The following is a 25,330-nucleotide window of genomic DNA, read 5'->3' on the forward strand; positions in this document are numbered from 1 at the left end:
TGTCTTATAATGCGGACTGGGTGTCCGTCGGATCCCCGTTGGCTGCCAGGCCGTATTCCTTCGACCAGTCAATATCCCGGTATTTGGCCGCAGCCTCATTGGTATTGATATAATCCACCAGGAGATCCAGCATTTCCTTCGTCCATACATTTTTATCAATCTGTGCCGTGGTAAATTTGTTCTGCGTAATCATTTCAAAGCCGAACATATCCTTTACCTTTGTTTTTACCGCGCCGTCAACCACTTCCTCCACCAAATGCGCCGGAATGAATAAAACGCCGGCGTCCGTCCCGAAAACAATATCCCCCGGCAGACAGACCGCGTTTCCGATTTTAGTCGGCGTATTAAAGCCCGCCATCACAAATTCCCGGATAGGAGTGGGATCAATTCCCCTGTAATAAACCTGTACCTCCTGAATCTGCTTCATCTGCTCCACATCTCGTATTCCGCCCCAGATTACGCCGCCTCCCGTTTTGGTTTTCCCGGCAATGGCCGTGGTCAGGTTTCCTCCCAGGAAGGTGCCCTTATATATTTTGTCATACATATCCACCACGCACACATCGCCCTCTGTCAGGCTGTCAATCACCCACTGGTTGTATGTTCCTGTCCGCCCTTCGCTTCTGCCGATTTCCATTACCGTTTGATTGTAATCCGGTCTGGTCGGCAGAAAGGAAGCCGTTACCGCTCTGCCAATCAATTTCCTGCCGTCATTATGCAGCAGCTTCAGCCTGCCTTCAAACTGATTTTCATAGCCCTTTACAAAGATTGGCTTCCATACCTCTTCCAGGGTCAGGGAATGGAGCGCCTTTAAATATTTGTCCGGCACTCTCGGCCTTCCGTCCTCAAACCGTTCTCCCTGCCACAGGGATGTTATTTGTATAATGTCCTCTTTTACATTAAAATGCATATCTTTTCCCTCTTCCGTAACTTCTTCAGTTCCTTCACAGTTACCTTCTTCCTTTCATTTATTACAACCGGAGCCTCTTTTTGGCATTGAAATAGCACACATCCTCCACCAGCTTTTTTAACTGCGCTTCTGAAACGTCCCATTCCCCTTTTTCCGCCTTTTCTCCCAGCCATCCGCAAAAAGCCCTGCGGAAATACTCATGCCGCACAAAGGAGAGAATACTTCTGGAATCCGTCGTCATTCCCACAAAAACAGACAGGACTCCAAAGGACGCCAGATTCTCAAATACCTCCCGCATCCCGTACAAATGGTCGCACCACCACCAGGCCGGCCCCTGCTGTACCATCCCTTCCGCACTGTCCCGGCTATAGGATCCGCTCAGAACGGACATAACCGCATTATCCGCCGGGTTCAGCGTAAAAAGAATCACTCCCGGCATACCGTAAGGCCCTTTTTCAAAATCATCCAGCATCTGCGTCAGGGATTTGACATTGCAGCAATTTCCGATTCCGGCAAAGCCGCCTGCCGGGCCCGCCACCGCACGCAGCCTGGAACTGGTAAAACGCTGCGCCCCGATATGCAGCTGCATGGTCCAGCCGAGCTTTGCATATTCTGCGGAAAGGAACCGGAGGATTTCGGAAGAAAGCCCCTGTTTTTCCTCTTCCGTCAGCAGTCCGCCGTTTCTGCTCCTTTCAAACAGCGCCTCCGCCGGCTGCACCGGCTTTTTATATAAGAAGCCATCATCCAGGGCATGATCCGAGAACCGGCAGCCCGCGCGGGCAAAGTCCTCCAGCCTGCGGCGGATCGCGGCATAATAATCCTCCAGGGTACGGATCTGCAGCTGCAGCAGCTGCTCCAGGCCGTCTGCCGTTTGGCGGACCGTGTCCGTCAGGCCGTCCCCGCGCAGTGACGGCGCGGCATTCCCCATCCTCTCCAATACCGCTATATCCTCCGTAATTGCCGCACAGGGCGCCGCATATTCCACATGGAAACGGTCAAGCAACGCCTGCACAGAAAATTCCGGCCGGGCAAGTATTTTGCCTGCCGTCTCCCAAAGCCGGTCCGCATCCGTCACGCAGGGCTGTAATTCAATCCGGAAACACCGCTTCATTTCCAGGATTGACCAGTCATACAATGGATTTCCAATCAGCCTGGGCAGAACGGACATCCATTTCCTGAACTTATCATAATCGGAGGCTCCGCCGGTAATATAGAACTCGTCTACGCCGCAGATGCGCATTGCCCTGTGCTTATACGGATCGCTGATAAGCCACAGCCGGGCCAGGTCAGGGTAATTCGTCCCCTCTGCCAGTTCCTTTATATTCAGGTGGTTGTGGTAATCAATCACCGGCAGCTTCTCAGCACACCCGTGGTACAGCCGCCTGGAAAGCGGCGTCTGAAGTAAAAAATTTTCGTCCATCTTTTCTTCCTCCCACCTTATTTTCCCGCAGCAGGCGCCTTAACGAAACACTAAAATGGGGATATCCATGGAATCTACGAAAATTGCAGTGCCGCTTTTCCCCTGCCTCAAACTTCGCACATGCGGATGCCCCTTCGCCCGCTGCCAGGTTGCCTGTCCTGATGAAAAAAGAGGAACCAAAATGCGTGTTTCTCGCATTTTGGTTCCTCTTTTTTCATTCTTTTGCTTCATTTTTCCGATATTGTGTAGGCGTACAATTCAGATACTTTTTAAACACCAGGTAAAAATAGGAGCTATTGGTAAAGCCGATGCTGTCTGAAATCTCATTGATCGTTTTTTCACTGCCAAGCAGCTCCTCACACGCCACCTTGAGACGATACCGCGTCAGGTACTCCGTAAATGCCATCTGCGTATGCTGTTTGAAAATTCTTCCCAGATATGCCCCTGACATATCCATGCTTTCCGCAATTTCCTGGATGGACAGATCGATCTTTCCATAATGCTCACCTACATAACGCTTCACCTGATCCACCAGCTCCGCGTACCTGGTACTCTTCTGCGCCCCGATTATCTCTGCAATTTCCCGAAACAGGTTCGTGAACAGATGATTGACCTCCTCAATGGTTTCCAGGGACTGTATTTTTGCAAAAAACTGTTCAAAATTCAGCAGTACATTGGAGGTTTCCACCACCGTATTGCGGGAGGCATACTTAACCGCATCTGCCAGCAGCAAAAAGGAAATCTTGATTTCCGGCACCGTCATGGGATACAGCATTTCCACATATTTCCCATAAGCGGCAAGCGCTTCCTCTTCCTTTCCCGCAAACAGGGCGGACAGTATTTCTTTTTCCTGTTCCTTCGGATATACATAGGCCGTCTCTTTCTCATCCCGGATCAGATCATTCGTCAGAAGCTGGCCGTAACCGTATAAATAACGATAGGTATGTACCTCCAGCGCCTCCGCCAACAGGAACGGCAGATCCTTGATGGACTGCCCCGTACTGCTTAAGGAAAAGCTGACGCCGCATTGTACCTCCTGCTGCAGCGCATCCGTAATTTCATCAAAAATTTCCTGCAGACGCGCCTTTTGTTCCTCTTCTTCCATATCCTGGAAGCAGACTACCATCAATGTAATCCCATCCTGCCAGTCCACCCGGATTGGATTTTCATAATACCGGCCAAAAACCTCTTCCAGCTTTTCATTGTTCTTTTGCACTACCTCCGGATAGCCGCTCCTGAACCTCCGCCGGAGACTGTTCCTGTCATCCATGGAAATCAGGACCAAACGGTTCTTTGCGGAAAAATCATAAGCGATATGCAGCTGCTCAAAACGCTCACGGATCAGGTTCGTATTTTCTTCCATATCTCCCGCTAAAAGCAGCTTCATATATTCTGCCGCTTCCCGCCTGCGTTTTTCCTCCTGCTCCTTTTCCAAAAGCTTCGCTTTGTTAAAAGCCTGCTTGATCGGCATGCCCAGATGCAGCAGAATCCCCGCAAGACCAATCATGCTGACAAGCAGAATGATGCCCGTAAACAGGTACACAAAATGCTTGACCTCCCGGATAGGCTTCAGGACCATCTCCAAATCACTGCTGGAAATAAAAATCCAGTCTTCATAGCCGGTTTGATTGGGGCGGGAGTAAGAAATCAGCCTTTTAGCGCCATCCATTACAAAATAGCCATACTTTGTTTCCACATTCCGGATTTTTTCCAGCACCTCCGCGTCCCCGTACTGCGTTCCGATCTGCGCCTCTTTCCCGGAGAAAATCACGGTTCCGTCCCTGCTCACAATCTCAATGTTGTTCCCGTTGGGACTGGCTCCGTTAAAATAGCCCAGCGCGTCGCTCATCCAGCGCATATCCACATTGAAGGCCAGGATGGTATTTTTCTCCTCCGCCCCGAAATAGGGTTCAAAATAAAAAAAGGTAAGCACCTTAATGGAAGACTCCGGCGCATTGCTGCGGATGACCGGCACGGTTCTGACAACAGGGGTAAACACCTTAACGGTATCAAGCTTATCCAGATATTCCACAAAGCCCGTATCATAAAAATCCTCCGCCGAGCTTTCAAACCCCTGGGAAAATTCCCCTGATTCAAAAATTGTCTTTCCATATTTGTCATATACATAAATTGAATAAATCTTGGAATTATTAAAACGCAAGGTATCCAGCTTCCGCTTGACATTGTAAAGCTCCGTACCACTGTATTTTTGCGCCAGGAAAAGCTTATTGACCTCCGGGCTTTGGGCGCACTGAAGAAGCAGGCTGTTTACGGATTCCGACAAAAACCGCACCGTGCTGGTGGTCTGGTTGATGCTGCTGCTCGCATTCCGGTAGATTTCCTCACATGCCATGGTTTCGTAATGAGAAGACAGAATATAAGTCAGCAGAAGCACGATAACCGCCAGACTCGCAGTGGATGCAAAAATAATCCGGTTCAGATGTTTATTCTCCATAACCATTTTCCGTAATCCGTTCATAGAAACCATTCCTCCATTTTTCCGAAAGTGCCGCGCCAGTATTACCATACCCGAATCGTCCGGGCAAGTCAAGATTATGCCCGCCTAAAAGGCCGGCCCCGTAACAGTTCGGCCGAAGGCTGAACTGTTACACGGCACGGTGAGAGCAGCGCTCCCGCCGCCTTTTTCAGCCCTCCTCAAAAATTGTATCCAGGGCAGCTTTGATATTTTCAAGAGGGGTATCCGGCATAATGCCGTTCCCCATAGCCAGAAGCATTCCTTTTCCATCCACGTTAAACAGCTTCTTCATCTGCCGTATTTCCTGCCGTACCTGATCTGCGGAAGCGTTGGGCATCAGATATTGTACGTCGATTCCCGCCAGGAAGGTAATCCTGCCGCCAAACCTTCGCACCGTTTCCTGCCCGTCCATGCATCCCTTCTGTACCGGATGGAACACATCCAGGCCCGCTTCAATCAAATCATCCATAAGAAGCGTATTGTCACCGCAGGAATGCAGCCAGAAATGCATTCCCCTTTCATGGGTATAACCGATAATTTCCTGATACAGAGGGAAATACAGTTCCCTGAAAATCTCCGGCGACATCATCGGCCCGTGCTGATGCCCCAGATCATCGGAGGTGAAAATGCCGTCAAAGCCGGCTGCCGCGAATTTGTCTATAATCACCTTATAAAATTCTACCAGCCTTTTCCCGATGAGCTTCAAATTATCCATCTCGTCATAATAATCATACATCAGGTTTTCCATCCCCCTGACAGACCAGAACCGTTCATGGAACAGTCTCCAGAAGCAGCCCAGCTTATAACGGCCATCCGCCTTCTTTGCCGCCTCTTGTACCACATCAAAGTTTCCCGGCTCGGAAGGGTTCGGAAAATGTGCCAGGAACTGATCAAGCTCGCTCCAGTCATCCAGCAGCACCGCGCTTTCCCCAATGCTGTGCCGCTCCGCATTCCGATAGTCCTTGAAACCAAACCGGTACTCCGGATTCTGCGTAGGTGAAACATCATAGCCGGGCTCCGTATAAAATACAGAACAAATATCATCCGGGTACAAATCCGCCAGTTTGTTCAACTGTTCCCCATATTTTTCCTGTAAACCCATTCCCCAAAACTTATGCAGAAATGCCGGAGGATTCTTACAGCCCCTCCGCTCCACCGCATCGATAACCTCCTGCCGGCTCAATACCTTTCTCATGTCCTGCTCCTTTCTTATTTCCGGTAAAAATTCAGACAGGGCTGAACTATTACTATTTCTGCGTTACTTTCCGGTAAACGTCCTGACTTCTCTTTGCACATTCTGAAATCGCTATCGGGTGGAAACCCGGCACTGCGGAATACAGGGTATCATGCAGCGGGGCCTTCCAGCGTTCCGGGATCTTCCCTGCCCCCAGCTTCGCTCCCATGACGGAACCAACCGTAGCGCCGTTGCAGTCCGTATCCCAGCCGCCCAGGACAGCCGTTGTGATGGCTGTTTCAAAATCATCTCCTGCAAACAGGATTGCCGCCGCGCAGAGCGCTGCATTGTTGTTGGTATGAACCGCATTATAATGTTCAAATTCGTTCCAGATTTTCTCCAGCAAATCCAGCTGGCTCTTTGCTGTTTCCGCAATCCGGACGGCTGTTTTAATATCGGCTGCAAGCCTGCTGTTTACAGGGATTTGTGAAAGACCTGCTTCTATGATTTTCCGGTTGTCCTTTTCCGTAAAAGCGGCCGCAATCATGGCGCTGCAGAACATGGCGCCGTAAATACCGTTTTTCACATGGGAAAGAGAGGCATCCTTAAAAGCAAGCTCTGCGGCCAGCTCGGGATTTCCCGCGGCACCGTAGGCATAGCCGTCCACTCTGATCTGTGCCCCAATCCATTCACGGTAAGGATTCCGATAGCTTCTTACCCACTGGATAAATTCCTCTTCTCTGCCTTCCTTTAAAAGATCATATTCCTGGCAGAGATTCAGATACGCCTGCTTTTCCGCCGTGCATACCATCTCATAGGGCAGGTTGGCCAGCCAGAAATGCCCCACATCCAGCGTGGTAAAATCCGTTCCTTTTTCCTCCATCAGCTTCAGCCCCAGCACGGTGTAACGGATATCATCATCCGTTTCCATATACTCAATATTCTCCAGGGTACTCTTCCTGCCATAGTCCACAGTTTCTATCCCATAAACGCTGCCTGCAGGAGAAGCTATGGGCGTATAGGTCTTCACCGGATACTGACCGGCCTGCCGGAACCACTCATATGCCAGTTTCCAGCCGGGAATTCCGTCCTTGCCGCTCATAAACACCCCGGTTTCCAGCGGTTTTCCTAAAGCGCAGCCGCAGCACCTGCCAAGCCATGCGCCATAGAAAAAGTCATAGTCAATTTCCCCTGCCGCCGGCTTCCATGGCTCTGCCTTCGGCTGGCAGGCCCTGATTTCCTCCAGGCTGTCCGGTTCTTCAAAAGGGAAATCCTCCCCTGGCTTTAATTCCATAAGCTCGTCATATAAACGGTTCAGCCTGCCGTTATCCCCTGCCGCTTCCTCCAGCCTTTGCGCAAATCCTGTTACATCGCAGCCTTCTTCCTCTCTCTGAATAATTTCTCCTTTTAACAGCTTTTCCAGGGTAGTCCATCCTGCCATTTTACTTTCCTCCTGTAAATTACCTTTGCATCTAATATTTTTTAATTATGAAACAACATGTATAGGTGTCCCTTCCAGGAACGCTCCCAAATTTTCCTCCGCCATCTGCATCAAACGCTGCCTCGCTTCCTTTGTTGCCCATGCGATATGGGGTGTGATCAGCATATTTGGCGCATCCAGCAGCGGATTTCCCATCGGCGGCTCCACAGAAAGCACATCTGCTGCCGCCCCTGCCACTTTTCCGCTGATTAAAGCTTCTTTTAAATCTTCTTCTGCAATCAAAGCGCCGCGGGAGTCATTGAGCAGTAAAACCCCGTCCTTCATTTGCGCAATTGTTTCCCGGTTGATCAATCCCCTTGTTTCCCGTGTAAGCGGACAATGAAGGGAAATCACATCGGATTTGCGAAGCAGTTCCTGCAAAGATTCCTGCCGGATTCTTTCCGACAGCTCTTCCTCTTTTACAACATGGCCGGAGTAAACAAGCACCGTCATGCCAAAGGCCTCTGCCAGCTTCGCCACTTTCTTTCCGATTCTGCCGTAACCCACAATTCCCATTGTCTTGCCGCTCAGTTCCATCTGCGGAAATTTCCAGTAACAAAAGTCAGGGTTTGCATCCCACTCTCCATTTTTAACACTGTTCGAATGCGCCCCTACATGGTGGCAAAGTTCCAGCAACAGCGCCATTGTATACTGTGCAACGGTATCTGTCCCATATCCCGGAATATTCGTAACCACAATATTGCGTTTGGCTGCCGCAGCCACATCCACCACATTGAATCCTGTCGCCAGCACCCCGATATATTGCAGCTTCGGGCATTGTTCCATAATGCCCTCATCCAGCACCGTCTTATTTGTCAGGACAATTTCAGCATTTCCGATCCTTTCTGCCGCCTCCTCCGGTTTTGTTCTGTCATAAACCGTGAAGCTTCCGTATTTACCAAATCCTTCCCAGCTTAAATCTCCGGGATTTTCTGTATATCCATCCAGAATTACGATTCTGTTCATCTCTTTCCTCACTTTATTAACTCCCGCATATTCCGCGCAACGCAGCTGATATAAATTGCATCTTCAGAAGTATCGGATAACAGGCTTTCAAAAAACGGCCCCTTCATTGCCTCCTGTATTTTCCCGGTAATTTCTCCGCTCAGTTCCGGATGGGCAGCGGCAATCCTGGAAAGCGCCATCACTGCATGGGTGAAAAACTGAAAACCATATTCCTTCTGACTACGGATAAAACTATCATACTGGTATTCCTGTCCGCGGTTATCCTCCGGATGTTCCATGATTTTTTCCAGTATCCCCACAGCTTCTCCGTCCCGAAGCCTGCCCAGCAGGTAAACGGCGGACAGCCCCCGCAGCTGGTTGTATTTTCTGCTGGTCTTTGGTACATAGGGATCTCTTTCCTCTGCCATACACCGCAACGCAGGCAATGCCTTCCTGTTACCCAGGATTCCCAGCGCCAGCGCGCTGTTTCGCGCCACATTCCGGTCACTGTCCGAAAGCCATTCTTCCAGCTTGTGTTCCACGCATTTTCCCATTCTTTTGGCGGACCAGATGGCAATGCCGGGCCTGTTGGATTTCAGCCCCTGATAAATATCCCCGGCCTCGTTAAGCCACGCTGTCCTGTGCCATCTGCCCTCTTCTATGTCCCAGATGCCGCTGTCGTCCGTCTTCTTCAGGCAGCCGGTTGCCAGAAGCTGCTTTTTCAGCTCTTCATAAGGAACCTCTCTGACAGAAATCCCCTTCCTGATGGCAAGTGCCGCCGCGCAGCCGACCGCCTCCCCGCATTTTTGCATATCCCGGCGTTGTCTGACACAGGAGGCGATATCATGGCCGATGGAAATATTTCTTCCTGCCGCCAAAATGCCCTCATATCCTTTGGGGATGCAGCAGCCCAGAGGCACCGGCACGGAAATATTGATTCCCCACAGGCTGGAAGCGACCAGCCAGTCCTGTAAGCCCTCGCTTTCAAATGCCAGGTCCCTTCCATGATTATCCAGATTGGAATAGGCATAGAAGGCCGGATGATCTGTCATACGATCCTCCAGATAGTCCTGAAGCTCCACGGTTTCTTCCCCCACAATACGGCGGCCTTCCCGCAGCCCCAGCAATATGGAAATCCCCAGCACCCTGCGTGTTCTGTAATCCTCTAAATTATAATGTAACAGACAGGCGGCATCCACACAAGCTTTTGCATACTGCCCTGCATCCAGCGCGTCCATATATCCGCAATCCAGGTAATGATAAAATTCAACCAGACCATTGACAATCTCAGGCTGCACAACGGAATATGGCTGCACCTGCCCGTCAAACGCACGGCCCCGTTCCATCCGGCATCCGATTGTATCGCAAATTCCCGATTCCCCTGTACAATCCAGCGTGATTTTGGCCAGGGCTGTTTTTTCTTCCCCGTTTTCTATCCATTGGATGCCGCAGACAGTATTTTCTTCCATCAAAACGCCCGTGACCCTGCTTTCATAATGGATTTCCACCTTGCTGTCGATTAATGCCTGTTCACAGACATATTTCTTTGCCTCCGGATTAAGTCCCACCACAGGCATATATCCATCCGATTCCATCTCCCGGACCTTTTCATCCAGCTCCTCATAGATTCCGCCGGGCGTTCCGAAATAGTAGCCATGCACATCCCCTGCAGTACCGGTACCGCCGCAGCAGTTCAATTTTTCTATCCCCAGCACGCGCAATCCCTGTTTTGCCGCCGTCAGCGCCGCATACACACCGGCGGTTCCCAGGCCTGCCACGATCAGGTCATAGACAGGGAGTTCTTCCACAGGCTGTAAAAAAGGAACACTCTCCCGCCGGTTTTGAGTTTTGAATTTTAACAGCATTCTTCTTCCCTCCATTTTTTCCCCAATTCCACGCCGCTTTCAAAGGCGCCCAGTAAATTACCGTACAACGGCTGCAGCTTTTTACCATCCTCTCCTGTTTCCTTCAGCCATGCAAAGGCGGAGGCCACAGATACCATTTTCCATGACGCCAGCTGCGCCGGGCGGTTTTTCCAGAAGCTATGCAGCTTTTCCCTCGCCGTAATCCAGCCGTCCTCCCGGTGGAGCGGATAACACAGGATTTTCATATCCGGATGTGCATATTCCAGAACCCGGATTCCTCCGCAGCCGTTTTCCCAGGCAGCCGCCTGCTGCGGGTTTTCACAGTAAAGCATTGCATTGATGTATTTCCCGTACTCCGGCTGTGACGAGGCTTCCTGCTCCCAATCATAGACATGCTCCGCGCAGACCTGAAAAACCCCGGAATCATTACAGCAGGTAACAATATGCTTTCCGTCTGTCCGGCTGACCTTGATATCCGTCCCGAACAATACCTGGATTTTGGCCTCCCGGATGGTTTCAAACATTACGGGCGCAGCAGCCGCAATCTGAATCGGCCTTCCTTCCATTAAAATCCCTTTTTGACGATAGCGCTCCGTCAATTTTTTCCCAGGCTCTGTCTTTGCCTCCCAGCTTCCTTCTCCCATGACCAGCGCACCTGCAAATTCTCTTGCAGCCAGGCTTGTTTTCTCTACAACCAGAACCTGATCCGGCAGCTGTGCCGCAATTCCGATGCCCTTGGCGGAAGCACCGTAAATGACTGCTTTATATTGTTTCATATACGTCTCCTTTTCAAGACCTGCTGCTGTGACACTCCTTTTTTCGTGCGATGCAGGGCCTTTATCGATCACTTTATTTCTCTTTTCAGGGACATCATAACATTTCTCTCATTTTTCCTGAAAGTATAAATCCGGCACCTTCCTCTTTCTCTGGATTTTTATACCCGTAATCTGCTCTCTGTCAGGGTTTAATATTTGTACTTCCGGCATTTTCTTCCTTTTTTGACTAGGAATTTCAGCCCTTTGTCCCATAATAAAACTGTATCGGAGTCGTTCTGCCATACGCGTTACGAAACAGCATGGAGACAGGACAGACAGACCAAACCCCTTACCGGCAGCTTACCGGTAATTTTAATTTTATTCGGAGGAAAAAAGTTTGAAGGAATATCATGTAGCATGCACGGGCAGCGATAAGGCCGCCGGCACACTTGAAAATCCATTCCGCACGATTTCAAAAGCCGCTGCCCTCGCCCTCGCAGGCGACCGCGTCATTGTCCATGAAGGAGAATACAGGGAATGGGTAAAGCCCGCCCACGGCGGGAACAGCAGTACAAGCCGCATCACCTACGAAGCCGCTCCCGGTGAAAAAGTGATCATCAAAGGCTCTGAGCGCATCCAAAGCTGGCGCCATATAGAAGGGACCGTCTGGAAAGCAATGCTCCCCAACAGTTTTTTTGGCGATTATAATCCCTATACCGAAGTTCTGGGCGGAGACTGGTTCGCCGCCCCCACAGATAAAAAAATACACCCCGGAGAGGTGTATTTAAACGGAAAAGCTTTTTATGAAGCCGCTTCCCTGGAGGAAGTGAAACATCCGGCGCTTCGTATGGAGGGCGTCTTCCTTCCCTGGCTTGGCAGGGGAGAACCACTGCTGCATCCCGGGGATTCCATTTACCAGTGGTACACCCGCCAGGAAAAAGATCATACCGTAATTTATGCCAATTTCCATGGCGCCGACCCCAACGCAGCGCTGGTGGAAATCAATGTACGCAAGTGCTGCTTTTATCCGGAGAAAACCGGGTTAAATTATATCACGGTCAGAAACTTTGAAATGGCGCAGGCCGCATGTCCCTGGACGCCGCCCACCGCCGACCAGCCCGGACTGCTGGGCGTCAACTGGAGCAAAGGCTGGATTATTGAAAACAACATCATCCACGACGCAAAGTGCAGCGGCATCAGCCTGGGAAAGGAAGCCTCCACCGGACATAATCTCAGCACCCTCACCCACAGAAAGCCCGGTTACCAGTACCAGATGGAAGCCGTTTTCCGCGCAAGGCAGATCGGGTGGAGCAAAGAAACCATCGGCTCCCATGTTGTCCGCGGCAATACCATATATGACTGCGGCCAGAACGGCATTGTAGGCCATATGGGCTGTGTCTTCAGTGAGATCCACCACAACCACATCTATAACATTGCCATGAAGCGCGAATTCTGCGGCTTTGAAATTGCCGGTATCAAGCTGCATGCCGCCGTTGATGTACAACTGCACCACAACTGCATCCACCATTGCCGTCTGGGTATCTGGCTGGACTGGCAGGCACAGGGCGCAAGAGTCAGTCAGTCCCTCTTTTATGCCAATAACCGAGATCTGATGGTGGAAGCCACCCATGGTCCCTACCTGGCGGACAACAACATTTTCGCTTCCGCCTTCAATTTTGACAATGTGGCGCAGGGCGGCGCTTACCTGCATAACCTTTGCTGCGGCATCATGCGGCGTGTGGGTGCTTTGGATCGCTCCACGCCCTATCACTTTGCACACACCACGGCTATTGCCGGAAGCGCTGCCGTTTACAGCGGCGATGACCGCCTGTACCAGAATATTTTTCTCGGCGGCGCTCCCCAAAATGCCAAAAATTCCTGTTACGGTACGGAAGGCTACTGCGGCTGCCCTGCCTCTCTGGAAGAATACACGGAAAAAGTGGCGGCTCTCGGCAACGGAGATTTAGACCTGTTCATGCAGGTAAAACAGCCCGCTTACATCAATGGCAATGCCTATTTAAACGGCGCGCAGGGTTATGACAGGGAGATAAGCGCTTTCTGCTCATCCGCCGACCCGCAGGTAAAAATCACTGCAGAAGAAAACGGGACAGTCTGGCTGGAACTGACCCTGCCCGAGGAGCTTTTTCACATGGAAACCTCCCTATATGCGACCCCCGATCTGGAAATGCCGCGCATTACGGAAGTTCCCTATGAGAATCCGGACGGCAGCCCCATCGTGTGGAACCGCGACTATCTTGGACAAAAGCGTGCGCTAAAACCAGTCCCCGGTCCGTTGGAAGGTTTAAAAGCAGGATACAACCGGATCTGCATCTGGCCGCTGTCACAATAGCTCTTCTCTACAGAAATTTTATCAGACATGCCAGCCAGACCGGCCCCGGCAGCCAGGGAGACTAATACCAGCACAGAAAAAGGCGTGCTACCGTAAATGGTTTGTATTGAAATTCCTGTCGAACCATGTTAGAATCCTTTTAGGTGCTGCCAGGATGGTAGGCGGTTAGCCCTCTCCGGAGGGACTGTGACCCTCCGTGTACATAGAAACCCGCAAGGGAATCTGGGAAAGGAGGGCTGAGCCAATGGATATTTTAGGACTTATTGCAGTGCTGAGTTTCGGCTTAACCTGCTTCGGTATAGGATACTCTATCGGTAAAGATAGTAACAAGACACAGAAATATCCGCCCGGCCTTGCAAAACGGAGCGGCTAATTCTGCTTATTATGTTTCGGGCTAACCGTCTATCGGCAGCTACCAATGAGAGGCATCTGTTACCAGCAGGTGCCTTTCTTTAAATTCATTATAATGCAAAGTGTCAGAGGTTTCAAGCATTTACTTCTGTGTTACAGTTTTTTTCATGAAGAGTAAGGCACGAGCGATCCAATAGTCCATATCCTCCCAGTTCAAAACAGTATGACAAAAATGCGAAAGGCAAAAGCATTAATACAACGTACGGCTTACAATCTCCCTCTGCACAGCTTTTTCAAGTTCTACGAACCTGGCGCTGAAGCCGCCCACACGGACAAATAAATTACTGTATTTTTCCGGATGGATCATGGCCTGCTCCAGATCATTTCTATTGACTACAGATATCATGGCCTGAGTGCCGCCGTTATCAAAATAGGTCTTCAGCACACTTTTTACAACAGCGCCTCCGTCACGGAACAGTTCCGGCGAAAATTTCATATTCTGTACCGCTCCGGCATGAAAATCAGGACGGAGCTTTACCAGGGAATTCAGCAATGCCGTCAGACCCTTTTTATCATTTCCGCTCCATGGATTATTGGCGTTTGCCATATGCAGGCCTTTTTTCCTTCCATCCGCTGAGGCTGCCGTCAATTGTCCCATTGTGGTGTTGGCGCTGTTATTAATGATTACGACAAGATACGAATGAAGTTTTACTTTTTCAATCTGTGCCCTAACCGTATTGCATATATGTTCATGAACCTTCACAGCCATATCGTCAGCTTTAGAGTCATCGTTTCCATATTTCGGCACGCTTTCCAGCAGGTGTTTTTCTTTTTCATAGCCTTCAAAATCAGCATCCAGGGCCGCGAGCAGCTGCGCCGGTGTCAACAGCTTCTTATCATATACCATCTCTTTGATTGCGGTAAGGCTGTCTGCAGTATTCACATTTCCATAGGTTTCAACCGTACCCCCAAGGTATTTGATACCGCCTGCGAAAATAGCCTTCCCCCGCTCTATACAATCATCGTACAGCATGCTCAAATATAAACAGGGCGCAGTTTCACCCATAACACGGTATTCCAGCTCTTCCTGCACCGCCAGCGCATCTATGAAATACTGTACCTGCTTCGTATAGGCTTCCCATAGCTCATCAAAAGACTTGAACTCCGAAAAATATCCGGTCCGTATTCCCGCCTCTATTCCCGTCATACCGTCCATTCCGTTATGCAGCATGATTTCCAGCACCTTCAGCAGATTGATTACACCATTCGGGCTGCCAAAGCTCTTATGGTTAATCACATATTCCCCGCAGCCAAAGGGCACATAATCCTCCGCTTCCTCTGTGCTGATACGAAAAGCATTGCTCACTGCCGGAATGTTGACATCATCATTATACAGCATGGGATAGGTACGTCCCTCGCCAATCGTCTCCAGCGCTTTTTCCATCAGCCTGCTGTCCATTCCTTCGTAAAAGCGCAGCGTAAGCTGAGGCTCCCCCTCCTTGATCACTCTTGAAGCTTCTATGGCAAGAAGGGCCGCCCTGTCTGCATTCTTTTCATTTTTCCTGCCTCTGCCGCCCAGTATCACTCTTCCGTTCCAGGTAGTCCTGCGGTCTGCGATCAACTGCCATAATCCGTTGAACAATTCCTGTCCCTGTTCCATGGTGAGCCTCTGTTCTTCCAAATCCTTCGCCAGATAGTCCCCGAACAGGACATCCATCCGCCCATAGTTGATCGTGCCGCTGATCAGGGCGTATAACCACATCAGCTGCATGGCCTCCCGCAGTGTCTGCGGCTTTTGTGACGCAACATTCTTAAGGGCTCCTGAAATCTCCTCCCATTCCGCTTTCTTTTCTGCATCCTCCTGCGCTTCCGCCATCCCAAGCGCCTGTCTGTAATAATACATACAGCACCTGGAAAGGAGCTGCAGCGCCATTTCCATCGCCTCAAAGAGTTCTGTTTCTTCCCCCTGCGCCTTAGCCGCCTCTTTTCTCTTTGCAACTGTTTTTTCAAGTCCCTCTATTCCGTTATCCAGAAGCTTCCCATAATCCAGATAGCTTCCGGCCATACGGTACAAAGGCGCTGCCGCCAGCGGTTCTTTGCCCCAGTTGTCACTTGGCAGCGCTTTTGCAATTTCCGGTGGAAAGGCATTCCTTACTTTTACCTGGGTCTTTTCCTTCTCCCAGAACGCAATCATGTCTTCCATTTCCGCCCGGAAGACGTCCGTATATTCGTTTTCCTCCAAATGCCTCCTTATCGCCGGGGTATTGCAATAATAGCCCAGCCCGCCCGGTTCCGGGCTGAATCCTATCAAACTCATTTTAATGCGTCCTGCAAACTTATCCCCGGCTTTGATGTCCTCAAAAATATCCGGATACATTTGTTCCAGACATTTCGCTTCCCTGATTGCAATCGGGGCGTCCCTGTAGCGCAGATAGCTTTCCGTAAAGTTTTTTTCTACCAAAAAATCATACTGCTGCATCCTCTCTTACCTCCTGCTGTCCTGAAAGTGTCAGTTCATCATAACTTCACAGCCCGCCTCCAAAAAGTGTCTGCAAAGAATGTCCTTTTGCTCCTGATCCGTATTTTTCAAATCACAAAGTCCATATTCCTTCCCGATCTGATTCCATTTTCCTTTTCCCATATCATGATAAGGCAATAACTCCACACCTGTGAGCTTCGGATACTTCCGCGCAAGCGCCGCAATCCCCCCAATATGTTCGTCTGTATCATTTACGCCGGGAATGAGCGGACACCGGAGCCTTATTTTTGCTCCCATACGATATAAATAATCCAGATTATCAAGAATTATCTGGTTGGAAACGCCGGTATATTTTTTATGCTTCTCATCATTTATATGCTAAATATCATATAGAAACAGGTCAACATTACCGGCAATCCGGGAAAATAGTTCCTTCCTGGCAAAACCGCTGGTTTCCAGGCAAATATGCAGGCCCAGCGTTTTTGCCTCACCCAGAAGAGCTTCCAAAAATGGAAACTGCAGCATCGGCTCCCCGCCGGATACCGTTAACCCGCCGCCTGAATTTTCATAATAGCTTTTGTCCGCAATAACTTCTTTTAAAATGGTATCCACATCCATTTCTCCGCCGGACAGCTTAAGCGCGCCATAGGCACAATGAGCTATACATTCTCCGCAGGCATCACATTTTTGATAATCCAGGACATGCTTCCCCTGCTTTAGCAGATGTACGGATTTGGAGCAGCTCCGGATACATTCCAGGCATTGTACACATTTTTCTTTATAGAACATCAGCTGCGGTTCCCTGCTCCAGGATTCCGGATTGTGGCACCACATACAGCGGAGCGGACATCCTTTCAAAAAAACGGTTGTCCGGATACCCGGCCCGTCATGCAGCGAAAACCTTTGGATATCAAAAACAATTCCTGATTTTTTCATGAATATATTCCTTTCTTTTTGATTTCAAAATAAGTATAATACAGTCATGACGGCGTCTTCTTGTTTAACAATGTCTAATTTTTGTACTATAATGATATTATCATATGTCTCCCAATCAAAGACCCCGCTGCAAGCAACGGGGTATCAAACTTGCAGCGCTGCAGAGCAGCGGGGTATTTGACCCTCGCGGCAGTCGCCAAATATCCATGCAAGCATGGATACTTGGCTCGTTGCTCGCGGGAATAAATACCGGAAAGAAAAGCGGGTTATGATGTAATCCCCCGCCCTTTCATCCCGGGGCTTCCAGGGCTTCACCCTTTTTCCCTGGTCCATCTTTCCCTCAATAGCCAGGCCGCCATCTTAGGCTGCCTGTTCCTGGTGAAAACGCCCTTTTTATTGCCGTCAATGCGGTTTAATCCCTGCTTGGTCTGAAAATCCGCAAACGCCCATACCTGCTCTCCCACCATAAAATCAAGCTCATCAAACGCTTTATGATATTCCTTCAGGAATTCGCACTGGAATTCCTCCGAAAAGGCCACCGCAGGCATTTTATGCAGGCCTGGTATCGTATCCGCCCCATATTCTGTCATAATCATGGGCCTGTGGTATTTTTCATACCATTCCTTCATTTCACCTGTCACCTGCTCTTTTATCACTTCCGTATGTCCGTGATCCGAATACCATCCGAAATACCGGTTCAGGCAGATCACATCCAGCCACTGGCTGACTTTGTCCGCAGAGGGCCACATGGTATGAACCATTGTCACCGGCCTGGTATTATCAAGGCTGCGCATGGTATCAATTACCTTTTTAAAATAGGGCACGGCCCCGTCCTCGCTGGTATCAGCTTCGTTGGCCACACTCCACATGACAACACAGGGGTGGTTTTTATCACGGGAATACATATCCTTAAGAGTGTCCAGATGATGCTCCAGGGTCTTTTCATTAACCCTCGTTCCGTCAAAAACCTTCTTCTCCTGCCAGAAACACATGCCCACAGCCGGCGCCTCGTCAATGATTACAAAACCTTCTCTGTCCGCCATCATCAGCAGCTCCTCAGAATAGGGATAGTGGGATGTACGGAAAGAATTTGCCCCCATCCATTTAAGCAGGTTAAAATCCTTCACATTCAAAGCCAGATCCATGCCTCTTCCATGAATCTCACTGTCCTCATGCTTTCCAAAGCCTTTAAAATAAAAGGGCTTCCCGTTAATCAGGAATTCCTTATCCGTCACTTTTACGCTTCTGATACCGAAGGTTTCCGTGTAAGAGTCTTCCTCCCCTTCTACACGCAGGCGATACAGATATGCTTTGCCCGGATTCCAAAGCTTCGGGTTTTCAACAGTCAAAGTGACTGTCTCCGCCGTATCGGTGCTTTCCGCAGCCGCCAGTCCGTTTTCATCAAGGATCTGTATTTTTTTAATTTTATCCGTTCCAGTAATCCTGCATACAACTTCGGCCCGCGTCATTTCCTGGTTCAGGCTTGTCGTAATCACGATATCCTCAATATATCTCTTGGGGGTCGTATACAGCTTTACTGGCCTGTGTATACCCGAATAGTTATAAAAATCAAAAAAAGTATCCTGGTAATGATACCCTTCCGGATATCCCTTTCCTTCTTTTGTCACGACTTCTCCGCTGGGAAGGCAGGTCCAGTCCAGGACATTGCTCAAGGCAACCGTAAGGCGGAATTCTTTTTCTTCGGATGCTTCCACAATTTCGGTAATCTCCGCTTCAAAAGGTAAAAATCCCCCTTTATGCCGGAGGATTTCCTGTCCGTTTATCCAGCACACCGCATGATGTGCGGCACTGCCGAAGCGGATTACAATTCGCCTTCCCTCCCAGCCCGCCGGAATGATAAAACTGGTTTCATACCAGACATAACCCACATGCTCCCTCTCTGACGCATCCGTAACAAGGTCATTATAGCTGGAGGGGACAGCCATTAATACGGCGTCTTTTAAGGGAGCTTCGTACCATCTTTCAGATATGCCGGAGTTGTTTTTATCAATTTTAAAGTTCCAGATGCCGCTTAAATTTTTCACTTCCCTGACTCGGTTTTCAATAGGATATAACATGCCTTTTCCTCCTGGTTTACGCATTGGTTTTACAGCCATTTTATCAAACGGCTATCGTGAAAAACAGTTCAATATCCGTATTCCCCGCGCTGTCTCGAATTTATAGTCCTGACTGTGACTGAAAAATCAGCAGATTTCCATCGGCTGCCGTTTTTATACTTTCTTCGGCCTGACTTTTTTATTATACTTAATGGTAGCTGTTCTGTACCCTCACAGTTACAATGTATCATTGCTCCGTCTTTTCATCGAAGGAGAGGGACGCAGCAGCTGACCAGAAAAAAAGCCAGGAGGTTTCTTCATGCAGCAACAAGAAATAAAAGCTCTGCTCTCAGACATGTCACTGGAAGAAAAGATCGGGGAACTGTTTCAGCTTCCCTCTTACTTTTTTAACGGCGACATGGTTACAGGCCCTGCCGGGGAACTGGGAATCACCCCGGATGATCTCCGTGTTTCCGGAAGCTGCCTGTCCGTCGCCGGTGCGGAAAGGGTTCATGAAATTCAGCAGAGGCATATCGAAAAACACCCGCACCATATCCCCATGCTGTTCATGGCGGACATCATCAACGGATACCGTACCGTATTCCCGATTCCCCTTGCACAGGGCTGTACCTTCGATCCCGGGCTGGCGGAAAAATGCGCTTCCATCGCTGCCCGCGAAGCTGCCGCCGCCGGTCTGCATGTCACATTTTCCCCCATGGCGGATTTGGTCCGTGATGCCCGCTGGGGACGGGTTATGGAGTCCACAGGAGAGGATACATACCTGAATGGCCTGATGGCTGCCGCCATGGTGCGCGGTTATCAGGGGGAAAACAATGATTTTTCAAAAAAAGGAGCCCTCGCCGCCTGCTTAAAGCATTTTGCCGGATATGGCGCACCCGACGGCGGCAGGGATTACAATACCGTGGAATTATCGGAACGCACGCTGGCTGAGGATTATCTCCCTGCCTATAAAAAAGCAATCGATGCAGGCTGCGCACTGGTAATGACCTCCTTCAATACCTTAAACCGGATTCCGTCCACAGCAAACCGCCGGCTCCTGCGGGAGGTTCTGCGCGGGGAAATGCAGTTTGACGGAGTGGTGATTTCCGACTGGTGCGCGGTGAGCGAGCTAATCCCCCACGGCATCGCCGCGGATGAAAAAGAGGCGACTGTCCTCGCGCTGAACGCCGGTGTGGATATTGACATGGCCAGCCCCGTTTACTTGAAAAACCTGAAAGAATTGGCGGAGAAAAACCGAATCGACGAAAAACAGATTGATGAATCCGTCCTGCGCATTCTCACTTTAAAAAACAAACTGGGACTATTTGAAAATCCTTATAAGGACGGCAGTGAGGCGGACGAAAAAGAACTGCTCCTCTGTGCTTCCCACAGGGAGGCCGCAAGGGACTGTGCGGAAAAATCCTTCGTCCTGCTAAAAAATGAAGACAGCTTCCTTCCCCTGAAAAAAGGGAAAGAATCCACTGCCTTCATCGGGCCTTTTACGGACAATCAGCTGCTGTACGGCTCCTGGTCCTTCTTTGGAGATGAGCAGGACTGTGTTACCGTAAAAGCCGGAGTGACCCAAAACTATCCTGATGCCGATGTCTTTTTTGCCCAGGGCTGCCCTACCGCAGACCCCGGCACAAAAGTTCTCGGCTTCCAGAAAACGCCCCCGAAAGAAGAATTTGATCTTCAGGAGGCATTGGACACAGCGGTGGAACTTGCAAAAAAGGCGGATAAAGTCGTTCTCACCCTTGGAGAGCACCGCGACTATTCCGGCGAAGGCGCCAGCCGCGCTGATATAACGCTGCCGTCCTGCCAGCTGGAATTGTTCCATAAAATCTGCGAAGTAAATCCCAATGTCTGTGTGGTGCTGTTTAATGGCCGCCCGCTGGACATCCGTGAAATAAACCAAAAGGCAAAGGCCATCCTGGAAGCCTGGCTGCCCGGGACCGAAGGCGGCAATGCGCTGGCCGGAATTCTCTACGGAGACTCATCCCCCTCCGGAAGGCTCAGCATGTCCTTCCCCTATTGTGTGGGGCAGGTTCCCGTACATTATAACCATTTAAGTACCGGCAGGCCCTTTGCGGGTGATTACCGTACCACCCGCTATAACTCCAAATATCTGGATATCCCCAACGAACCGCTTTATCCTTTTGGGTATGGTCTGACCTACACTGCTTTTGAATATTCAGACATCAGCCTGGATTCGGATATCCTGCACAAAGATGACAGCATCTGCGCATCTGTACGCGTGACCAACACCGGAGAGCGTCCCGGAACAGAGACCGTCCAGATGTATCTTCATGATGTGTCCGCAAGCGTAACCCGTCCTGTCCGTGAGCTGAAGGGGTTTTGTAAAGTATTTCTGGAGCCGGGTGAAAGCCGTGTCGTAGCTTTCCCGATTACGGAGGACATGCTCCGTTTTTATAATATTACTATGGACTATGTAAGTGAACCAGGCCGGTTTGAGGTATTCATCGGTTCTGACAGTACCACCAGCCGCAAAGCTGTATTCAGCCTCTGTTAAGAAGTCAAATACCCCGCACAAGCTGCGGAGTATTTGACCCTCGCGGCAGTCGCCAAGTGGATGCACGAGTGCATCCGTTTGGCTCGTTACCCGCGGAAATAACAGAGGCTGAATACGGCCGGATAAAACTTCCCGCACCGCGTTAAAAACGGATGATTGCGGCGCTGAAAGGCTCTATTTGCTCCACATTTCCGAAAAGGCAGCTTATTGTCTTTTCGGAACCCGGGCAAAGGATTCCCGCATCCTGTATTTCTGCCGAATAATTCACCAGCACTGCATAGGTGTTATCCGTTCCCTGATGCAGGGTCATACCAACATAGGGATTTGTTTTCCTGATTTTCCTTTTTCCCAGAACCGCTTCCGCCGCTTTCTCATAGAAATGATAACAGGGAGCTTCCAGGCCGCTTTCCTCTTCTAAAAGCATCTCTTCCATCGGGAAATTCAAAAAATATACTTTGCCTGCCCCATAAGAAGCCACGCTGAATATAGGATTGCCCCCGTCATCCTCTGCCAAAACCTCCGCCCGCTCCGCTGCAAGCCTGATATGATACGGTTTCCGGTAAGCAAAGCTGGACTCCTCCCACCAGAAGGTTCCCTGTCTGGAGGACTTTTCGGCGGTTATCACCTTCAATCCGGTAAATTCCCCGAACTCTGTGAGAAAACCGTCCTTCATGGAAATGTACAGTGAAGCGCCGTCATAAACTTTCTTTTTTAAATCAAAATAGCTTTTTTTACTCATCACATCCATACAGATGGAAGGGAGAAAATACATCCCGGACTCCGGCAGCTCCTGCTCACAGTATGCAAAATCCAGTGTCAGCCCGGCCTGTGCTGCCAGGATATAGCTCATATAGGCAATCCCCCAGTGATCCTGTCCCCTGCTTAAAATGCAGACGCCATCCGTTTGCTTTTCCGGAAGCTCAAGCTCCAGGGAATCCATCTGCTTTTTAAATTCCCTCATGCACAGCAGGGATGGCTTGGGCTGCCTGTTTACGTCCACCATACCCAATTCTCTTTCACACATGTTCCAGTCGTAGGGCGGCGCTGTCAGCTGCGTCTGATCAAAGGCACACCACCACAGCACCCCCGGCGAACCATTGGCCCAGTTGGACCATAAATTCACCTTCAGGAAATCTGCCGCAGTTTCTTCCTCACAAATCATAGGCCCCATACTCCCCAGTTCCTCAACCAGACAGGGCTTCCTGCCGACAGAAGCATAATACTGCGTCTGTGCGGTTGCATGCATCAAGGTCCTGAAGCTGTTTAACGGCGTACGCTGACAATGCTCCACCCAAAACGGATAAGGATGTGTGGTCAGAATATCCGTCAGCTCCCCCTGATCCTGAATATTCCAGACACCTTCCAGTTCCAGCGAGTGCATGCCGGAAATAACAGGCCTGGTCTGATCACAGCTCTTAATCGCATTTACGATGACAGACGACCAGCTATATGCCTCCTCACGCTTATGCGCCTGATCCATACAGTTGCATTCATTTCCAAGATCCCACGCACAGACTGCCTTCTGTCCCTTCATCCGTCCTACAAAGCCTTTGATAAAAAGCTGCTGGAAAAACAGCGCAGTGGGATCTGTAAAAATATTTTTTTCATATAAAGCCGCCGGAACAAACAATCTTCCGCTCATCCACCCGGTAATCAGTCCGACAATCAGCTTCAGTCCGTTTTTTTCAGCAATCCGGCAAAACCGTTCAAACCGTTCAAGCATCACCTCATCCAGATAACAGGGATTCCCGGGATACTGATCATTTTCCATCCGATACTCCCGCATACTGTGGCCGCCGCCCAGCACAGGCTTCACGGGCTGAAAATCCCTCCAGTTGGGAAATACGCGCAAAACATTCAGCCCATTATCCGCAAGCAGCTTCAGATCCTTTTCCACGATATCTTCGTTCCAATCCCGCCACATATCAGTACCAGCATGGGAGGCCCAATAATTAACGCCTAGCATAAACTCCTTCATAGCAATCTCCTTTTAACTTCATTTTCCGTTCAGTCTTATCATAAAGCATCAGGATTGAAGGCAAAAGTATAAAATCAGTACAATCCATAAATCACAGTTTTTATACTGCCTTTACAGGATATAAATCAATTCCTTCCCTCCTGTCGGATTTTATCCGATTAAGATATCAATATACATCCGGCCGCAGAATCCCATGTGGAGCATATCGGCTTCAGCCAGGCCTGCCTGTCCCTTAAAATCAAAACGGAACTGAGCTTTATGCTCAGTTCCTGCTAAACAGGTATAAAACATCGCTGTTATAGGGAAGATAAACAGCCAGCTTATCCTCCGCCTTACAGCAATAGCAGCCCGGAATGGGATTTTCCAGCAGTTCCTGCGCCGGTTGTATATCATATAGCTTTGCATCTTCGAAGATAGCCTTTGCAAAGGAATAATCCCATGCGCCGGGAAATCGGAGCGCCGTTCCGAAATCATAGGGAATGCCGGAAAAAGAGGCATTATTGAAAAAATTCTCTCTTCTGTGGCAGGACCAGATCCCATGCGCGCCATAAGTAATTCCTGCTTTTGCGCCAGTCATCAGGCTGCTCCACGCCATCCTCCGCACATCCTCCGCCCTGAATCGCCCTTCCCGAAATCCGTCTTTATGCCCTTCATAGGAAGGCTCGGTATTGACTATCGGACGTTTCACCGGCTGCTTCAAAAACTGGGCAGAAAATTTATCCGGATTATCCTGATCTAAAAAGCTGTGACCGGACTGGTAGGAATAAAATTTAAGGGCAGGATTATAAATCAGACTGTCATCAGGCTGCTCCCCTGGCGCAATATGCAGAGTTGTAAGCGCCCCATTATCCAGTTCATTGACAATTTTTAACACCTTCATGCAGTAATCGGTGACAGCCTGATTTTCAAAACGCACATCTCCCGATATCGCATAAACAGGATGATATTTTTTCACCCGTTCCACTGCGTAGCTGTATATCGGATAAAGCTGTGCTTCAGGTATCGCCCGCTCCTCATGCCCCTTTGACGCCCAGCTGTCGGGAATATGGTGCGCCCAAACCAGGTGAAGTGCAACTGTAATCCCATATTCCGCTGCAACAGCTATCATCTTTTCCACTTTATTAAAATAAGCATCATTCCGCACATAATAATCAGGAGTGCCATCTTCATTTTTCATAAACGGCAACAATTCGTTCTCATCCGCACTATTGTCATGATCCAGAGGGAAAAGGCTTACCTGGACAACATTAAAGCCCTGTACCTTCCTGTAATGCAGGTAATCCCTCCATTCACTTTCACTCAGTTTGGAGAAATGGTAAGCTGCTCATCGTTCATCTTCGCCAGTTCCTTATCCCGAACCACCACACTGCCGGAAGTGGGGGTATCCAGACCGCCCATCATGTGCAGCAGGGTGGATTTGCCGGAACCAGATGTACCGACCACAGCCACAAACTCACCTTCCTCCACGGAAAAGGTCACGCCATCCAGAGCGCGGGTAATGTTCGGCTCAGTGCCGTAATATTTTTTCAGATCAGTTGTTTTCAAGATACTCATAAGAATACCGCCTTTCTATTTTTTGATAAAAGAAGTCTAACGCTGATGTTACAGAAATGTCCTAAATACGCTC

The 25,330-nt window shown here is 49.6% G+C and carries 17 protein-coding genes and 1 pseudogene; 3 read left to right on the forward strand and 15 right to left on the reverse strand.

What is annotated here, in order from left to right; genetic code table 11:
• Positions 1 to 4: 4 nt before the first annotated feature.
• The 8 genes from FYJ45_RS06070 to FYJ45_RS06105 all read right to left on the reverse strand — a co-directional run bounded on the left by FYJ45_RS06070 (position 5) and on the right by FYJ45_RS06105 (position 11,043).
• The gene (locus FYJ45_RS06070; RefSeq protein ID WP_025489170.1) at positions 5 to 907 is read right to left on the reverse strand and encodes an RraA family protein; all 903 of its coding nucleotides are present in this window, start codon (positions 905 to 907) and stop codon (positions 5 to 7) included.
• A gap of 61 nt (positions 908 to 968) precedes the next feature.
• Positions 969 to 2,327 (reverse strand): glucuronate isomerase, encoded by a 1,359-nt coding sequence (locus FYJ45_RS06075; RefSeq protein WP_154463887.1) that lies wholly within the window; start codon positions 2,325 to 2,327, stop codon positions 969 to 971.
• A gap of 214 nt (positions 2,328 to 2,541) precedes the next feature.
• Entirely contained in the window at positions 2,542 to 4,806 is a 2,265-nt protein-coding gene (locus FYJ45_RS06080; RefSeq protein WP_195841689.1) for an AraC family transcriptional regulator, read from the reverse strand.
• 166 nt (positions 4,807 to 4,972) lie between these two features.
• Positions 4,973 to 5,998 carry a methylcobamide--CoM methyltransferase gene (locus FYJ45_RS06085; RefSeq protein ID WP_025489166.1) on the reverse strand — a complete coding sequence of 342 codons (1,026 nt, stop codon included), beginning with the start codon at positions 5,996 to 5,998 and terminating at the stop codon, positions 4,973 to 4,975.
• Positions 5,999 to 6,050: 52 nt separating this feature from the next.
• The gene (locus FYJ45_RS06090; protein ID WP_154463889.1) at positions 6,051 to 7,418 is read right to left on the reverse strand and encodes an ADP-ribosylglycohydrolase family protein; all 1,368 of its coding nucleotides are present in this window, start codon (positions 7,416 to 7,418) and stop codon (positions 6,051 to 6,053) included.
• Between the two features lie 45 nt (positions 7,419 to 7,463).
• Positions 7,464 to 8,423 carry a D-2-hydroxyacid dehydrogenase gene (locus tag FYJ45_RS06095; RefSeq protein ID WP_154463970.1) on the reverse strand — a complete coding sequence of 320 codons (960 nt, stop codon included), beginning with the start codon at positions 8,421 to 8,423 and terminating at the stop codon, positions 7,464 to 7,466.
• A gap of 8 nt (positions 8,424 to 8,431) precedes the next feature.
• Entirely contained in the window at positions 8,432 to 10,267 is a 1,836-nt protein-coding gene (locus FYJ45_RS06100) for an FAD-dependent oxidoreductase (RefSeq protein WP_207708396.1), read from the reverse strand.
• Complete coding sequence (locus tag FYJ45_RS06105) at positions 10,258 to 11,043, reverse strand: hypothetical protein (protein ID WP_154463891.1); 786 nt, start codon at positions 11,041 to 11,043, stop codon at positions 10,258 to 10,260. The genes FYJ45_RS06100 and FYJ45_RS06105 overlap by 10 nt, the downstream gene beginning before the upstream one ends.
• A gap of 376 nt (positions 11,044 to 11,419) precedes the next feature.
• Between FYJ45_RS06105 and FYJ45_RS06110 the strand changes: the two genes are divergently transcribed.
• Both FYJ45_RS06110 and FYJ45_RS31370 read left to right on the forward strand, forming a co-directional pair.
• The gene (locus FYJ45_RS06110; RefSeq protein ID WP_154463892.1) at positions 11,420 to 13,372 is read left to right on the forward strand and encodes a right-handed parallel beta-helix repeat-containing protein; all 1,953 of its coding nucleotides are present in this window, start codon (positions 11,420 to 11,422) and stop codon (positions 13,370 to 13,372) included.
• Positions 13,373 to 13,616: 244 nt separating this feature from the next.
• The gene (locus tag FYJ45_RS31370) at positions 13,617 to 13,745 is read left to right on the forward strand and encodes a hypothetical protein (protein WP_268890913.1); all 129 of its coding nucleotides are present in this window, start codon (positions 13,617 to 13,619) and stop codon (positions 13,743 to 13,745) included.
• Between the two features lie 228 nt (positions 13,746 to 13,973).
• On the opposite strand, the gene FYJ45_RS06115 is transcribed toward FYJ45_RS31370, so the two are convergent.
• The 4 genes from FYJ45_RS06115 to uidA form a co-directional block, all read right to left on the reverse strand.
• Positions 13,974 to 16,202 (reverse strand): pyruvate formate lyase family protein, encoded by a 2,229-nt coding sequence (locus FYJ45_RS06115; protein WP_154463893.1) that lies wholly within the window; start codon positions 16,200 to 16,202, stop codon positions 13,974 to 13,976.
• Between the two features lie 30 nt (positions 16,203 to 16,232).
• Positions 16,233 to 16,499 (reverse strand): hypothetical protein, encoded by a 267-nt coding sequence (locus FYJ45_RS06120; RefSeq protein WP_154463894.1) that lies wholly within the window; start codon positions 16,497 to 16,499, stop codon positions 16,233 to 16,235.
• Between the two features lie 81 nt (positions 16,500 to 16,580).
• Positions 16,581 to 17,138: a glycyl-radical enzyme activating protein gene (locus FYJ45_RS06125; RefSeq protein WP_154463895.1), complete on the reverse strand. Its 558-nt coding sequence runs from the start codon at positions 17,136 to 17,138 to the stop codon at positions 16,581 to 16,583.
• Positions 17,139 to 17,449: 311 nt separating this feature from the next.
• Complete coding sequence (uidA, locus tag FYJ45_RS06130; protein ID WP_154463896.1) at positions 17,450 to 19,216, reverse strand: beta-glucuronidase; 1,767 nt, start codon at positions 19,214 to 19,216, stop codon at positions 17,450 to 17,452.
• Between the two features lie 298 nt (positions 19,217 to 19,514).
• Here uidA and bglX point away from each other — a divergent pair, with 298 nt between their 5' ends.
• Positions 19,515 to 21,725 carry a beta-glucosidase BglX gene (gene bglX / locus FYJ45_RS06135; protein WP_154463897.1) on the forward strand — a complete coding sequence of 737 codons (2,211 nt, stop codon included), beginning with the start codon at positions 19,515 to 19,517 and terminating at the stop codon, positions 21,723 to 21,725.
• Between the two features lie 142 nt (positions 21,726 to 21,867).
• Here the strand turns inward: bglX and FYJ45_RS06140 are convergent, their stop codons facing one another.
• The 3 genes and pseudogenes from FYJ45_RS06140 to FYJ45_RS06150 form a co-directional block, all read right to left on the reverse strand.
• A complete protein-coding gene (locus FYJ45_RS06140; RefSeq protein WP_154463898.1) occupies positions 21,868 to 23,703 on the reverse strand; it encodes a glycoside hydrolase 5 family protein in 1,836 nt (611 codons plus the stop codon).
• A 262-nt stretch (positions 23,704 to 23,965) separates the two neighbouring features.
• Positions 23,966 to 25,006 carry an apiosidase-like domain-containing protein gene (locus tag FYJ45_RS06145; RefSeq protein ID WP_154463899.1) on the reverse strand — a complete coding sequence of 347 codons (1,041 nt, stop codon included), beginning with the start codon at positions 25,004 to 25,006 and terminating at the stop codon, positions 23,966 to 23,968.
• Positions 25,007 to 25,014: 8 nt separating this feature from the next.
• A pseudogene (locus FYJ45_RS06150) lies at positions 25,015 to 25,257 on the reverse strand (ATP-binding cassette domain-containing protein); the annotation flags it as partial.
• Positions 25,258 to 25,330: the final 73 nt, after the last annotated feature.

This window comes from Eisenbergiella porci (genome assembly GCF_009696275.1).
GTDB lineage: Bacteria > Bacillota > Clostridia > Lachnospirales > Lachnospiraceae > Eisenbergiella > Eisenbergiella porci.